This window comes from Enterobacter sp. BIDMC92 (genome assembly GCF_001030225.1).
In the GTDB taxonomy this organism is placed as follows: Bacteria; Pseudomonadota; Gammaproteobacteria; order Enterobacterales; family Enterobacteriaceae; genus Enterobacter; species Enterobacter sichuanensis.
Genome location: NZ_KQ087598.1, coordinates 2,371,271 through 2,385,619, shown reverse-complemented (window position 1 = coordinate 2,385,619; position 14,349 = coordinate 2,371,271). Strand labels below are relative to the sequence as shown.

12 protein-coding genes are annotated in these 14,349 nt (G+C 58.8%); 7 read left to right on the top strand and 5 right to left on the bottom strand.

Annotation, left to right across the window (positions count from 1 at the left end):
- Positions 1-2 precede the first annotated feature (2 nt).
- From SP99_RS11195 to SP99_RS11185, 3 genes are read left to right on the top strand one after another with little or no spacing between them, the layout of a single operon-like run.
- Positions 3-1,223: a PP2C family protein-serine/threonine phosphatase gene (locus tag SP99_RS11195; RefSeq protein ID WP_047958627.1), complete on the top strand. Its 1,221-nt coding sequence runs from the start codon at positions 3-5 to the stop codon at positions 1,221-1,223.
- Positions 1,207-1,545 carry an STAS domain-containing protein gene (locus SP99_RS11190; protein ID WP_025756479.1) on the top strand — a complete coding sequence of 113 codons (339 nt, stop codon included), beginning with the start codon at positions 1,207-1,209 and terminating at the stop codon, positions 1,543-1,545. Before SP99_RS11195 ends, SP99_RS11190 begins: the two co-directional genes overlap by 17 nt.
- Positions 1,546-1,971, top strand: coding sequence for an ATP-binding protein (locus SP99_RS11185; RefSeq protein WP_047958626.1), 426 nt, complete (start codon positions 1,546-1,548; stop codon positions 1,969-1,971).
- Positions 1,972-1,996: 25 nt separating this feature from the next.
- On the opposite strand, the gene SP99_RS11180 is transcribed toward SP99_RS11185, so the two are convergent.
- Positions 1,997-3,487 (bottom strand): UbiD family decarboxylase, encoded by a 1,491-nt coding sequence (locus tag SP99_RS11180; RefSeq protein ID WP_047958625.1) that lies wholly within the window; start codon positions 3,485-3,487, stop codon positions 1,997-1,999.
- Positions 3,488-3,600: 113 nt separating this feature from the next.
- On the opposite strand from SP99_RS11180, the gene SP99_RS11175 reads away from it, so the two are divergent.
- Positions 3,601-4,485, top strand: coding sequence for a LysR substrate-binding domain-containing protein (locus SP99_RS11175; RefSeq protein WP_047958624.1), 885 nt, complete (start codon positions 3,601-3,603; stop codon positions 4,483-4,485).
- On the opposite strand, the gene SP99_RS11170 is transcribed toward SP99_RS11175, so the two are convergent.
- From SP99_RS11170 to SP99_RS11155, 4 genes are all read right to left on the bottom strand, one after another.
- Complete coding sequence (locus tag SP99_RS11170) at positions 4,476-5,387, bottom strand: LysR family transcriptional regulator (RefSeq protein ID WP_047958623.1); 912 nt, start codon at positions 5,385-5,387, stop codon at positions 4,476-4,478. The genes SP99_RS11175 and SP99_RS11170 overlap by 10 nt on opposite strands.
- Position 5,388: 1 nt before the next feature.
- A complete protein-coding gene (locus tag SP99_RS11165; RefSeq protein WP_047958622.1) occupies positions 5,389-6,375 on the bottom strand; it encodes an MBL fold metallo-hydrolase in 987 nt (328 codons plus the stop codon).
- A 142-nt stretch (positions 6,376-6,517) separates the two neighbouring features.
- Complete coding sequence (locus tag SP99_RS11160) at positions 6,518-7,270, bottom strand: 5'-nucleotidase, lipoprotein e(P4) family (protein WP_047958621.1); 753 nt, start codon at positions 7,268-7,270, stop codon at positions 6,518-6,520.
- 77 nt (positions 7,271-7,347) lie between these two features.
- Positions 7,348-7,875 (bottom strand): GNAT family N-acetyltransferase, encoded by a 528-nt coding sequence (locus SP99_RS11155; protein ID WP_047958620.1) that lies wholly within the window; start codon positions 7,873-7,875, stop codon positions 7,348-7,350.
- Positions 7,876-8,007: 132 nt separating this feature from the next.
- Here SP99_RS11155 and treZ point away from each other — a divergent pair, with 132 nt between their 5' ends.
- From treZ to glgX, 3 genes are read left to right on the top strand one after another with little or no spacing between them, the layout of a single operon-like run.
- Positions 8,008-9,795 (top strand): malto-oligosyltrehalose trehalohydrolase, encoded by a 1,788-nt coding sequence (gene treZ, locus SP99_RS11150; RefSeq protein WP_047958619.1) that lies wholly within the window; start codon positions 8,008-8,010, stop codon positions 9,793-9,795.
- A complete protein-coding gene (gene treY, locus SP99_RS11145; RefSeq protein WP_047958618.1) occupies positions 9,792-12,260 on the top strand; it encodes a malto-oligosyltrehalose synthase in 2,469 nt (822 codons plus the stop codon). The genes treZ and treY overlap by 4 nt, the downstream gene beginning before the upstream one ends.
- A gap of 15 nt (positions 12,261-12,275) precedes the next feature.
- Positions 12,276-14,348: a glycogen debranching protein GlgX gene (gene glgX, locus SP99_RS11140; RefSeq protein ID WP_047958617.1), complete on the top strand. Its 2,073-nt coding sequence runs from the start codon at positions 12,276-12,278 to the stop codon at positions 14,346-14,348.
- Position 14,349: the final 1 nt, after the last annotated feature.

The window sequence follows — 14,349 nt, the reverse complement described above, 5'->3', positions numbered from 1 at the left end:
GTATGTCGGCGCTGCACGTGTTAATCGTTGAAGATTCGCTGATTTATCGTCGGTTACTCTCCCGAATGCTCACCCAGTGGGGGTATATCGTGAGCGAGGCGGAAAATGGCGTCGCCGCGCTGGAAATACTGTCCAGCCAGCCGATCAGCATGGTGATAAGCGACTGGGACATGCCGGAAATGGACGGACTCACGCTCTGTCAGACCATCCGCAACCGTCAGTTTGGCCACTACGTCTATGTCATTCTGCTCACGGCACGCGAAAATGCCGGGGATTTAACGCAGGGCTTTGATGCCGGAGCCGATGATTTTTTAAGCAAGCCGGTCGAGCAGGATGAACTGCGGGCGCGTCTGCACGCCGGGGGCCGTATTTTAACGCTGGAAGCGACCCTCGCGGCGCACAACAAGCGCCTGAGTGAAGCGTTGCATCAGATTGAACAGGATCTTGAACTCGCGGCGCGCGTTCAGCACTCCGTGCTGCCTTCGCACCGCTTACGCTTTGGGAACTACTTTTCCGACTGGCTTTTCTTACCGTCTGCGTGGGTCTCAGGCGATGTGTTCAATATTTTTCCACTCGATTCTCACATTGGGTTCTATTGCGTGGATGTGTCCGGTCACGGCGTGGGGGCCGCGATGATGTCCCTTGCGGTGGCGCGTCAGTTCTTACATGGCCGGGTGGTAGACCGTTTTTTGTTTACCGATCAGGGCGGTATTCAGTCCCCTGCGGAGGTGATCAGGATCCTGAACAGCCGCTTTTGCAGTGAAGAGAGCGACATTACCAGCTATTTCACCATTATCTACGGGGTGATCGACCCCGAGAGCGGACGAGGGGTGTTGTGTCAGGCCGGGCATCCTACTCCCGTCATTGTGAACGCAGACAGCGCCGTCACGTCCGTGGGCGATGGCGGCCCGCCGGTCGGCCTGATCCCAGACCTGAGCTGGGAGGATGTCGCGTTTACCCTCAATCCGGGGGATCGCTTATGCTTATTCAGTGACGGTATTACGGAGTGTGAGAACGTCAGCGGTGAGCAGTTTGGCCCGCAGCGTCTCGAACGCTGGCTTCATGACCATGCCCGACTTCCGGTTGACCAGCTCCTGGCGCGGTTCGGTGACCACCTGACCGGCTGGCGCAACGCAAATCGTGATGAACCGACCGCCTTAACCGATGACGTTTCACTGCTCGTGATCGAGCGTCAGGGAGAAAAGAATGATTATTCACACTGAACGACTACCGCATGCCAACATTCTCACGCCCGCAGTCCGGCGGCTGGATGCCTCCGTTGCCGCGACGTTTAAAGCGTCCGTGACGGAAGAAATTGGCGACGATCGCAAGGCTTTGATTGTCGACTTCAGCAAAGTGGATTTTATCGACAGCAGCGGGCTGGGAATGCTGGTGTCGTTGTTTAAGCTGATGAACGGGAAAGGCGACATGGCGCTGTGCTCTCTGAACCCTGGGATCATGAATATGTTCACCTTGACCCGCATGGACCGCATATTCCGCATCTATCCGGACAAAAGCAGCGCGCTTGCGCAGCTGGGGCAGTAGATGCAGACGCCGGTGCAGGCAGAATTTCCGGCGGTGCTCGGTTCCCTGACGCCGCTGGCCTGCTGGCTGGAAGCGCGGCTGAGCGAGCTTCCCGTAGATGATGAGTGGCGTTTCGCGCTCGATCTCGCCGTTTGTGAGGTGGCGACGAATATCATCCGGCACGCGCTGCATGAGGATGCCTCGCGCACATTCAGCGTACGTTTCGATATCCGCGACAGCGACGTCTGCATTGTTTTTACCGACGCGGGTGACGCGTTTCCGCTGGCGCGGCTTGAGGCCGCCAGGCGAGACCGTTTTTGTGAAATCTCGCCGCTGCTGGAGAGCGGCAGGGGGCTGATGCTCATTTTGCTGAGCGTCGATCGTTTCACTGTGGAACGCGTGACGGGTGAAAACATCGCCACGCTTGAAAAGAAAATCAGCGTATGATCCGTGGGCCATACGCGTGGTGTTTTTATTTCGCGTTGCCAGCAAACAGCTCCGGCGCCCACGGACGCGGATCCACCTCCATAAACGGCGCGCGCTCGAAACGATCCTTCAGCGCCCACGGCACCGTGCAGTCGAAGATCGTCTTGCAGGAGATGCCGTTTCCGCGAATCGAGGTGCTGTAATCCGGCGACTGGGACGGATCCAGCTGGTGGCCGCGGATCCCAGGAATATTGGTGATGCTCACATCGCCCTGCATGCGGGTGGTCATCGCCCACAGGATGTCGTCGCTGTCGAAAATATCCACGTCCTCGTCGACCAGAATAATGTTCTTCAGCTCCGAATAGGTGGCTAAGGCGATAAGCGCCGCCTGGCCCTGACGTCCTTCGTCTGACGGCTGGCGTTTTTTCACCTGCAATATCCCGAGGAACTTGCCGCCGCCCGCGGTATGGGCATAGACGTTTTGCAGGAAGCCCGGAATAGCCTCCTCTACGGCATTGCGGATGCTGGCCTCGGTCGGCAGTCCGGCCAGCGTGGTATGTTCTTCCCCCGGTCCCACCAGCGTTTGCAGGATCGCGTGGTTTCGCATGGTCACGGCTTTCACTTTGATCACCGGCAGGGAGGGATTCGCTTCGCCGCAGTAGCCCGGGAACTCCGGCATCGCGTGGCCGGTATTGGTGTGCTGATCCTCTCTCACGCGCACGCCCGGCAGCAGTTCACCTTCGATGATGATCTCCGCTCGCGCGATGGCTTTCTCTTTGACCGCCACGCCCTGTACCAGCTCAACCGGCTGCTGGCGCAGCGCCCCGGCGACGCCCAGCTCGTTGTAGCCAAACGGCGTGGTAGGGGCCTCAAAGCACGCGCCGATGTAGATGGCGGGGTCGAGACCCATGTTGATCGTCACCGGCAGCGGCTTTCCGGCATCCTCCGCCTTTTTGCGGAAGACTTCGATATGGCGCCCGGCGGCAAGGAACATGGAAAGCTCGTCGCGCTCCTGAACGCAGAGGCGGTGGATGGTGACATCCGTCAGCGAGCTGTCTTCCGGATCGCTTGCCAGCACCAGCCCCAGACAGAAGAACGGACCCGCATCAATCGGCGTGTTGGTTGGGGCCGGAAGCAGCTTGCGAAGGTCGAAGTCAGGATCGTCAGCGTAAAAGACCTGCTCCTGGCAGGGGGCCTGGGAGGCCGGAACGACAACCGGCGCAACCGGCTTTTTCACCGCCTGGCCGACGTGCTTTGCCAGTTCCGAAGGCTCACAGCCCAACAGCAGCGCCGCGCGCTCGCGGCTGGCGTGCATGCCCACCAGGATGCGGGAGTGCGGATAGCCCTTCACGCTGTTGAACATCATCGCCGGGCCCGTGCGGGTCGGACGTTTGACCGTGCCGCCTGCGCCAATATGGCGGTAGACGCCCGCCAGTTCCGCGTTGGGGTTGACCGGACGATCGGTTTCAATGTACTGCCCTTCGTGGCGCTGCAGTAAGGCGATGGCGCTGCGGAGATCGTTAATCTGGTTTTCCATATTTTCCTCCCTCGGTTGAATACCTCCATTTTTATGGCAATGACCAATAGCATCAATTGCATCATTACTGTTAAATTGATAAGTAAATTAATATCAATTCAGGAGGTCGTCTCGTGCAGTTTCGCCAGATGCGCCACTTCATCGTCGTGGCCGAAGAGCTCCATATGCACCGGGCCGCGGAGCGTCTGAACATGGCGCAGCCGGCGCTGAGCCAGCAGATAAAGGCCCTGGAAGAACGTTTAGGCGTCACGCTTTTCAGCAGGGCGAACCGCCGCTTGACCCTGACGCCCGTGGGCGAAGCATTTCTCGTGAAAGCCCGGCTTGCCATCTCGCTGACCGAACAGGCGGTGCTGGACGCCAGACAAACGGCACGGGGCGAGCAAGGTGTGTTAAACCTCGGGTGCGTGTCGAGCGCGATGTTTGACGGCAGGCTACCCGCTGCGCTGCGCCAGATGCACCGCCGCTGGCCCGCCATTACCATGTCGCTGATAACGGGAAATGTGCAGACGCTCTACGCCGCCGTGCAGAGCAACCAGCTGGATGTGGCCATCATCCGCGCGCCGCTGCCGTCGCTGCCGGACGATCTGCAAAGCCGGCCATTCACCTCGGAGAAAACGGTGCTGGCGCTTTATCGTCAGCATCCGCTGGCCGGGTCCGCCGCGCTGACGCTCTCGTCGGTGAAAGACGAAAAATGGATCTCCCTGCGCGACCCGGAGGGAATGGGGCTGGAGCAGTACTTCTATGACGCCTGCAGCGGAGCGGGCTTTCAGCCGGACGTGGTGCAAAATGCGACCGACGTGCCCACGGTGATAAGCCTGGTTTCGGCGGGGTTTGGGCTGGCGCTGCTTCCCGCGTCGGCAAAGGCGGTGAGCGTTGAGAACGTCGTCTACGTGGACATCCTCGACCGACTACGGGAGAGCGAGCTCACCCTGGTTTGCCACCGGATTATTCGCTCAGAGGTGCTTAAAAAGTTTCTGGTTACGCTCGATCACACCTGACGTCCAGCCGCCCGCAGCAACTGCTCGCGCAGCCAGGCGTTCGCCGGGTCCTGGCTGTTTTTCGGGTGCCAGTACATGTTGATGGTAATCGGCTGTAGCGGCAGCGGCGGCGCAAAGAGATCCAGCGTGCTGGCAAACTGCTTCAGCATTCGTTCCGGCAGGGTGCATACCAGGTCGGTACCGGCAACCAGCGCAGGCGCCACGGCGTAGCTCTGCGTGGACATGGCAACGTGTCGCTGGTGGCCCAGCCCGGCGAGGGTTTGATCGACAAAGCCGGTGAACGGATCCCCCGCCGACGACACCACCAGATGAGAAAGCGCGCAGTAGCTTTCCAGATCCAGCGGACCTGTCCCGCGCGGATGGCCTTTACGCTGGGCGGTGGCAAACGCGTCGTCGAGGAGTTTGCGCCTCACCCACCCGTCATGGGCGCCCGCGCTTACGCCGATGTAGATATCCACATCCCCGTTTTCCAGCTGCTGGGGCAGTTCGGCCATCTCGGGCAGGGCGAAGCGCAGGCGAATACCGGGAGCATCGGTAACCACCTGGTTAAGCAGCCCGGTGCCGAGCATCAGCGCCGGGTTTTCATGCAGCGCAATAACAAAGGTCCGGCGGCTGGTTTGCGCCTCGAACGTGGTGGGGGCAAACATCGCGCTGATGCCGCGCAGCACGCTTTCCACCTGGGGCTTAAGCGCTTCCGCTCGCGGCGTAGGTAATACCCCGCGTCCATGTGGGGAGGGGATAAACAGCGGTTCGCCAAACAGCGTGCGCAGACGCGCAAGACGGGCGGACAGCGCGGGCTGGCTGATGCCCAGCCGCGCGGCCGCATGGGTGATGTTCCTGTCCTGAAGCAGGGCATCCAGCGTCAGGAGCAGGTCTATGTCCATGTCAGATATCCGCGTCATCTTATTTCGCGCTGCTGGCGTCCCGGTTGGTATAGGTCACAGGGACCCAGGCATAGCCGCCTTTCTCGCCTTTCGTCACATAGCCGATGCCCGGGAACGGCAGATGAGGCGCGGCAATGAGGTCCTTGTTTTTCACAAAGTCAGCGAACGCATGCTCGCGTACGCTTGCCGCTTTGTTCTCATCTTCATCGTAGGTGATGGTCACCGCAGGCTGCGGGAACTGGACCGCCGCGGCGTGAATGATGTCGCCGACAAAGGTGATCTGCTCGCCTTTACTTTCCAGGGTGTAGAAGGCTGAACCCGGCGTGTGTCCGGGATGAACCGTGCCGGTAAGCCCCGGAAGAATCTCCGATGTGCCGCTAAACGGCACCACTTTACCCGCGTCAAGATAGGGTTTTAAGGTCTTCTGTGCGACATCGAAGTAGTTCTTGCCGTAGCCAGTTCTCTTCTGATTGTCGTCGTTAAAGAAAAAGTCGATGTCCGGTTTACCAACGAAAACGCGCGCGTTGCTGAACACCACCTTGCCGTCTTTCACCAGGCCGCCCGCATGATCGGAGTGGGCGTGGGTCAGCAGGACTTCAGTGATGTCCTCGGGTTTTATTCCCTGCGTGGCGAGGCTCTCAACCAGACGTCCACCGGTATCAGGACCAAAGAGCTGGCCCGAGCCGGTATCCACCAGGATTTTATGTCCGGGTATCGCAATCAGAAAAGCGTTGATGGACACCTCAGCCGGGTTGGTCTGAAAGTTTTTCGCGAGCAGCGCATCAATGTTTTGCGGCGTTGTCCGGCGCAGCAGCGTGTGCAGATCCTGCGCGACGGTTCCGTCAGTAAACGAGGTGACCAGAACATCGCCGACCTGCACGCTGTAACCGCCCGCCGGTTGTTTAACGACGTGCTGCGGCGTTTCTGCAGAGGCCTGTAGCGCAGGGTAAAAAAGCAGTGAACTGGAAATCAGCGTGGAAAGAGCAAGTTTTTTCACGGTAAGCATACGAGTCTCCTTTGAAAGTGCTCATCTTACTGCTCCGTAAAATTATAAGAAGCTGCCCAGAAATGATAGGACCTATAAACGGGATGGATAGGAAACCGAAGGGCCGGGAAGGCGCACGATAGCTTTCCCGGCCCGTAAGACATTATTTTTTCAGCGGTGCGTTCCAGCTGTCCGGCGTGGCTTTGGACCATGAGCCATAAGCGGCATTAGGCAACACAATCCAGTCATTGCCGAAGTGTTCCGCGCTGGCCTCAACCAGTTCACGCTGCTGTTCGCTCGGTTTTTTGTTTTTAAACTGCACGGCGAAATCCGGCAGGCTGTCGCCGAACAGCATCACGATCTGCTGCTTTTTCAGAATGCTCTGGCGACGCTCTTCCTTGCTGACGGTATCCAGCAGCACGCTTTCGTCGGAGACCTGCGGAAGTCCGAGGGCTTTTAAGGTATTGAGCGTATCGGCTTTGTTTTCCTGCATGCGATCCGAGACATAGTAGATACGGACCTTACTTTGATTCACGTGGTCAAGAAACGCTTTCGCCCCCGGGATCAAACCGGGTTTCCCCTGTTTCTCCCAGTCGCTCCAGGTGTCCCATTTTGTATAGTCGTGGCACTGCTCTGTGTCGCGCACCAGCAGAGGCGTGTTGTCCAGTACCGTTTCGTCCAGATCCATCACCACGGCGTAATTTTCGGGCGTTTTCAGATTTTTTAATTTTTCATTGAAACGCTCGGTGGCAAACCGATATGTCTGTAGCTGCAGGGCCATAATCTCAGCCGATTTCTGCTGATAGCGCAGCGCCATTTCGTACGCTTTGGGTTCACACAGGTTGCTCTCAGCGGCCGTTGCCGTCGCACTCAGAACAGGTAATGCCAGCAGTACTGCCTTCGCCATACAATTCACACTTCTTTCCTCAACGCCTTGTTTAAAATCCGGAAAGGGTAGTGAAATTTAATGACAGATTGATGAATGCCGCGCCGCTATACCAGCATGTAATACCAGAACAGAGCGACCTCGTCTTTTTCCGGTAGGGCGTTGTAGAGATAACGATCGTATCCGCCCAGGGTAAATCCGTAGTGACGGTAAAACAGGCAGGCAGAAACGTTCACATTTTGTGTTTCAAGCCGTAATCCCGGCGCGTTTACGCTGCGGGCCCACACGTGCGCGGCGGCCATTAATTTATGCGCAGCGCCGGTTCTGCGTTTGGTGCGCTCAACGGCAATATAATCCACTGAAATAAATTTATTCCAGCCGACTGACGCGGTAATAAATCCGGCTATTTCACCGTCGTCCGTTTCCGCGACAAGAAATATGGCGTCCGGATTAACGCAGTGATTTTCAAGCGTTTGTATGTCGAGCTCGTAGGTTTTTATCCAGGGCTCGGCAACGGCTTCGATATGCAAATCACAGTGGATAAACGGCTCTCGGGCAATGTGGCTTATGATGAAAGAAAAGTCACAACATTCAAGACGAACGAGGTCGGTATTTAATCCTTTTCGAATCTGCATAGTATTCTCTGTAGTGAGTTATTTCATAAAGAATAGACGAAGCGGATAAATCCGCTGAGCTCACGCACTTTTAATCCTGAACTAAGCTTGTACTTCATTCCGCGTAAAATGTGGGTCATTCGAGGACAATGAATGGAATTCAGGACATTTCAAAAGCAGTGGGGTGCTGAGTTTATTTCCGATGACGTTGTACGTTTTCGCGTCTGGGCAGAAGGACAGAAAAAACTTACGCTTCGTCTGGCCAACGCCGACGTGCCAATGACGGCAACGGGGTGTGGCTGGTTCCAGGCAGACGTACCCGGCGTCACACACGGGACAGAATATCAGTTTGTCCTGCAGGACGGGATGACGGTGCCCGATCCCGCGTCGCGCGCGCAAAAGGGGGATGTTAACGGACCTTCCGTGGTTATCGATCCCCGGCGCTGGCAGCCCGTTAACCCGGAATGGTCCGGACGGCCATGGGAAGAGACGGTCATCTACGAACTGCACATCGGCACTTTTACCCCGGAGGGCACCTTCCGGGCGGCCATCGACAAGCTGCCTTACCTGGCAGAGCTCGGGATCACCCAGCTTGAAGTGATGCCCGTCTCCCAGTCCGGCGGTTCCCGCGGCTGGGGGTACGACGGCGTACTGCTGTATGCTCCGCACGCCGCCTACGGCACACCGGAGGATTTCCACGCGTTTATTGATGCCGCGCATGGGCTGGGGCTTTCCGTGGTGCTGGATATCGTGCTCAACCACTTCGGCCCGGAAGGGAATTATCTGCCCCTGCTGTCACCAGCGTTTTTCGATGCACAGCGCACGACGCCCTGGGGTAACGGCATCGCCTATGAGCTGGAGCCGGTCAGGCAATATATTACCGACGCGCCGCTCTACTGGCTGACGGAATATCATCTGGATGGCCTGCGGTTTGATGCCATCGACCAGATTAAAGACGCCTCGGATACGCATGTTCTGGTGGAGATAGCCGGGAAGATCCGTGAGGCGATCCCGCACCGGCACGTTCACCTGACCACGGAAGACAGCCGCAACGTGATTTTCCTGCATCCGCGCGATGAACAGGGCCACACGCCCCTGTTTACCGCCGAGTGGAACGATGATTTTCACAACGCTGCCCACGTGTTTGCCACCGGCGAAACCCATGCTTACTACCAGGATTTTGCCTTTGAACCGGAGAAAAAATTCGCCCGGGCGCTGGCCGAAGGGTTTGTCTACCAGGGCGAAGTGTCCCTGCAAACCGGTGAATCCCGCGGGGTGGAATGCCGCTCGCAGCCGCCACAGTTCTTTGTCGATTTTATTCAAAACCACGATCAGACCGGGAATCGCGCCCAGGGCGAGCGTCTTATCTCCCTGGCGGGTGCCGATAAGACGCGGGTACTGCTGGCCGCGCTGCTGCTTTCCCCCCATATCCCGCTGCTGTTTATGGGCGAGGAGTACGGTGAAACGCACCCGTTCCTGTTCTTCACCGATTTTCACGGTGAACTGGCAAAGGCGGTGCGGGAAGGGCGCGCGAAAGAGTTTACCGGCCACGCGGGGCACGATGACGACGTACCCGATCCGAATGACCTGAACACCTTTCTCCGCTCAAAACTCGACTGGCATAAAATCGCCACCGACGAGGGCAAAACCTGGCTGCGGTTTACGCGCAACCTGCTCATGCTGCGTCATCGCTATATTGTTCCGCTGCTGCAACAGAGGGGCGCCGTTGAAGGCAAGGTGGTCGCGACGGCCCCCGGCATGGTGGCGGTGAGCTGGCGCTTCCCGTCAGGGACACTCTCACTGGCGCTGAATATCGGAACCCGACCCGTCGGGCTGCCCGCGCTCGCGGGGGAGACGCGCTTTGCCTGGCCGGACGTAGACGACGTTTTACCCCCGAACAGTATTGTTGTTCGCTTTGCTGATGGAGAAGCATCGTTATGATCCCTTCCGCCACATACCGTATTCAGTTCCGTAACGGAATGACCTTTGACCGCGTCGTCGCGCTGGTGCCGTACCTGAAAGATCTCGGTATCAGCCATCTCTACGCCTCGCCGGTGTTTACCGCAACAAAAGACTCTACCCACGGCTATGACGTGACCAACCCGAATGAAATTGACCCCGCCATCGGCGGACGAGAAGGGTTTGACCGCATGGCCGCGGCGCTAAGGCAGGCCGGTATGGGGCTGATTCTGGATATTGTCCCAAACCATATGTCCACCTCGCTGGAAAACGCCTGGTGGCGGGATGTGATTGAACATGGCCCGCAGAGCCGCTACGCGCGCTATTTTGATATCGACTGGTCGCGACCGCTCACGCTGCCGTTTCTTGGCGATACCTTTGAGGTGGAGCTGGAGAAGGGAGCTATCACGCTAAAACGTGACGCTGTCACAAAAAAAGCCGCCCTGGTCTACTATGACGCCGCATACCCGCTCAACCCGGGCACGTACAGCGAGGAGAAGAGCATTGCCGAGCTGCACGACGCACAAAGCTGGCGGCTTATGTCCTGGCGGGAAGCGCCAAAACAGCTCTCATGGCGACGCTTCTTTGAAATCACCGGGCTGGTTGGCGTCCGGGTTGAAGATGAGGCGGTCTTCGACGACACGCACCGGCTTATTCTTGATCTGGTCCATGCGGGCGTGGTGGATGGCCTGCGCATTGACCATATCGACGGCCTGGCCGATCCGCTGGGCTATCTGCAGCGCCTGCGGCAGGCAACCGGCCCCGACTGCTACATTACGGTCGAAAAAATTCTCGCGAAGGGAGAACAGCTGCCCACAGACTGGCCGGTCTCCGGCACTACCGGCTATGAGTTTATCGCCTCGCTGGCGGAGGTGCTGGTCGACGACGCTAACCTGCCGCGCCTGGAGAAAATCCACGACGAGACGCTGGGGGGCACGGTCGATCGCCACGCTGAACTGCGGGACGCTAAGGGCCTGATGACCGATCGCAATTTTGAGGGTGAATTCACCACGCTGCTCACGATTGCGGCTGACCTGGCCCAGCGCAATGACGTTGCGCTGCCGCGCGATGAGATCCGCCACGCGCTGCGCGAACTGCTTATCGCTTTTCCGGTGTACCGCACCTATGGCACTCGCGAGGGGTTAACCCCGCCGGACGTGGCGCTGCTCAACCGCGTGGTCGCCAGCGTGGAGACTTCTGAAGCGGCGCTCAGCCTGATTGTGCGCATTCTTACCGGCGACCTGCCGGAGGATTGCCGCGAGAGCGCCGCGCTGTTCAGAACCCGCTTCCAGCAGCTGACCGGGCCGCTGATGGCGAAGTCCGTTGAAGACACGCTGTTCTTTCGCCACAACCTGGAGCTGGCGCTGAATGAAGTGGGCGCCGACCCGACGCCGCGCGCGTTCTCGCTATCCCGCTTTCACCAGGAGATGCGCATTCGTCTTGCCCGTCAGCCCGACGCGCTGCTGGGTACCTCCACGCACGACACCAAGCGCGGGGAAGATGCCCGGGCGCGTCTTTATACCCTGACGGAAGCCCCGGAACAGTGGGGGGAAAACCTGGCCCGCTGGCGACAGATGAACCAGACCCAGGTGCGTTTCCTTAATGACGGTACCGCGCCGAACGCCGCCGATACCTGGATGATCTACCAGGCGCTGGCGGGTGTCTGGCCTGCCACGCTGTCTCCCGACGACGTGGACGGGCTTAAATCACTGGAAGCGCGTTTCCTCGGTTTCCTGGAGAAAGCGCTGCGCGAGGCGAAACAGCGCACCGACTGGATCGACAGCAACGAGAGCTATGAGAGCGTGGTGCTGAGCTACGCGCGGCACCTGCTTTCCCCGGACAACAGCCCGTTTCTGGAGGATTTCAGCAAGGCGATGCAGCCCTTTATCCGCGCCGGGCTGATGAACAGCCTCAGCCAGACGGTGATCAAGCTGACGGCACCCGGTGTGCCGGATATCTATCAGGGCAGCGAGGCGCTTAACTTTAGCCTTGTCGACCCGGATAACCGACGCGAGCCGGACTTTCCGGCCCTGGTGCAACACCTCAGCGCGGCGGATGCCGGGGTGTTTGACAACCCGGCATGCTGGCGGGACGGACGGGTCAAACAGTTTGTTACCGCCACGCTGCTGCGGCTTCGACCGCACTACGACGCGCTTTTCCGCTACGGCGACTGGCTGCCGCTTAAGGTCACCGGCGAGCGGGAAGAGAACCTGATTGTTTATGCGCGCGTTAAGGATGACGAGGCGCTGATTGTCGCCGTGCCGCGTCTGGTTTTTGGCGTCACGGATAATCATCAGCTGTGGGTCAATACCACGGTGGCGATACCCGACGAACTGGCCGGGAAGCGCTATCGGGATCTGTTCAGCGGTGAAAGCCGCATTCTGCAAGAGACGCTGGATTTAACGTCAGAAAAGGGATGTGTACTGGTTCTGCTTACCTGCGAATAATCGTGGAGAACGAAAATGGCTAAGGATACAACGTTTGAAATTCGGGCCGGTCATGGCCAGCAGTTGGGGGCGAATTATGACGGGAAGGGGGTCAACTTCGCGCTGTTCTCCGCTCACGCCGAGCGGGTGGAACTCTGTCTGTTTGACCCGTCCGGGAAAACAGAAATCGCCCGGCTGGAACTCCCGGAGTATACCCACGAGATCTGGCACGGTTACGTACCGGATCTGAAGCCCGGCGCGCTGTACGGCTATCGCGTCTACGGTCCTTACGATCCGGAAAACGGTCATCGCTTTAACCCGCATAAGCTGCTTATTGACCCTTATGCCCGTGAACTGGTGGGCGATATCGACTGGAACGACGCCCATTTCGGCTATGAGCTTGGGCACGACGAGTTAGATTTGAGCTTTGACACGCGCGACAGCGCGCCGTTTACGCCGAAATGTCGGGTCATCGACCCCAATGCCTTTGACTGGCAGGACACTAACCGACCAAACGTCCCCTGGCCGCATACCGTCGTTTATGAGAGCCATGTGAAAGGCTTTACCCAGCTTAACCCGGCCATACCGCCCGAACTGCGCGGCACGTTTGAGGGGATGGGGCATAAAGCCTCGGTCGACTACATCAAGAGCCTGGGCATCACCGCGGTAGAGCTGCTGCCGGTTCACTGGTTCCCGGACGATCAACACCTGCTCGACCGTGGCCTGAAGAACTTCTGGGGCTATAACACGCTGGGCTTTTTTGCCCCGGCGTCACGTTATTACGGACCCGCGGGGATCCAGGGCTTTCGCGATATGGTGCGCGCGTACCATGACGCGGGCATCGAGGTGATTCTGGACGTGGTGTATAACCACACGGCGGAAGGCAACGAACTTGGCCCCACGCTCTCGTTTAAAGGGATTGATAACTACAGCTATTACCGCACGCTGCCGGACCAGCACCGGTATTACATCAACGACACCGGTACCGGGAATACGGTGAATACCTCGCACCCGCGCGTGCTGCAGATGGTGATGGATTCCCTGCGCTACTGGGCGGAATCGATGCATATCGACGGTTTTCGTTTTGACCTCGGGACAATTCTGGGTCGCGAGCCCGAAGGGTTTGATCCGCGCGGCGGCTTCTTTGACGCCATGACCCAGGATCCGGTGTTATCCCGCCTGAAGCTGATTGGTGAGCCCTGGGATATCGGTCCTGGCGGGTATCAGGTCGGCGGTTTCCCGCCGGGCTGGGGGGAGTGGAACGACAAATACCGCGACACCGTGCGCGAGTACTGGAAGGGAGATAACGTCTCTACCGACTTTGCCGCGCGTCTGCTCGGCTCCGGCGACCTGTACGATCTGCGCGGGCGTCGCCCGTGGGCCAGCGTCAATTTCATCACCGCCCATGACGGCTTTACGCTGAACGATCTGGTGTCGTACAACGAGAAGCATAATGCCGACAACGGCGAGGACAACAACGACGGCCACAACGATAACCGCTCGTATAACTACGGCGAGGAAGGGCCAACCGGGAACACGGACATCATCGCCACCCGGGAGCGGCAGAAGCGTAATTTCCTGGCCACGCTGCTGCTGTCTCACGGTACGCCGATGCTGCTGGCCGGGGACGAGTTTGGCCGGTCGCAAAAGGGCAATAATAACGGGTACTGTCAGGACAGTGAGATCTCGTGGATCAACTGGAAGGGACTCTCTGACAACGACACCGCGCTGCGCGAGTTTACCCAAAGGCTGATCGCCCTGCGCGCGCAGCAGCCGCTGCTGCGCCGTGAAAGCTGGCGCGACGGGCTGGAGATCCGCTGGTTCAATGCCGGCGGCGGTCCGCAACAGGCCGAGCAGTGGGATGAAGGCTCGACGCTCGGGGTCTCCATCAGCAGGCCGGATCTTCAGCAGGAGGAGGGCATCTGGCACGACGTGCTGATGCTGTTCAATCCGTTTGAAGGCACCGTGCCGTTCCAGATCCCACAATTTGGCGAAGGGGGATGGGTGCTGGAACTCTCCACGGCGGATGACGCCGCCGGGACAGCGATCACCGAAACCGTCGAGTACGCACTGGCCGGACGCAGCATTACTCTGTTCAGACGTCCTTAGC

What these genes read in the sequence shown, in the direction of transcription:
- SP99_RS11185 (WP_047958626.1), top strand. Translation starts at nt 1,546, where the DNA reads ATGCAGACGCCGGTGCAGGCAGAATTTCCGGCGGTGCTCGGTTCCCTG.
- SP99_RS11170 (WP_047958623.1), bottom strand. Translation starts at nt 5,387, where the DNA reads ATGACGCGGATATCTGACATGGACATAGACCTGCTCCTGACGCTGGAT.
- SP99_RS11165 (WP_047958622.1), bottom strand. Translation starts at nt 6,375, where the DNA reads ATGCTTACCGTGAAAAAACTTGCTCTTTCCACGCTGATTTCCAGTTCA.
- SP99_RS11195 (WP_047958627.1), top strand. Translation starts at nt 3, where the DNA reads ATGTCGGCGCTGCACGTGTTAATCGTTGAAGATTCGCTGATTTATCGT.
- treZ (WP_047958619.1), top strand. Translation starts at nt 8,008, where the DNA reads ATGGAATTCAGGACATTTCAAAAGCAGTGGGGTGCTGAGTTTATTTCC.
- glgX (WP_047958617.1), top strand. Translation starts at nt 12,276, where the DNA reads ATGGCTAAGGATACAACGTTTGAAATTCGGGCCGGTCATGGCCAGCAG.
- SP99_RS11155 (WP_047958620.1), bottom strand. Translation starts at nt 7,875, where the DNA reads ATGCAGATTCGAAAAGGATTAAATACCGACCTCGTTCGTCTTGAATGT.
- SP99_RS11180 (WP_047958625.1), bottom strand. Translation starts at nt 3,487, where the DNA reads ATGGAAAACCAGATTAACGATCTCCGCAGCGCCATCGCCTTACTGCAG.
- treY (WP_047958618.1), top strand. Translation starts at nt 9,792, where the DNA reads ATGATCCCTTCCGCCACATACCGTATTCAGTTCCGTAACGGAATGACC.
- SP99_RS11190 (WP_025756479.1), top strand. Translation starts at nt 1,207, where the DNA reads ATGATTATTCACACTGAACGACTACCGCATGCCAACATTCTCACGCCC.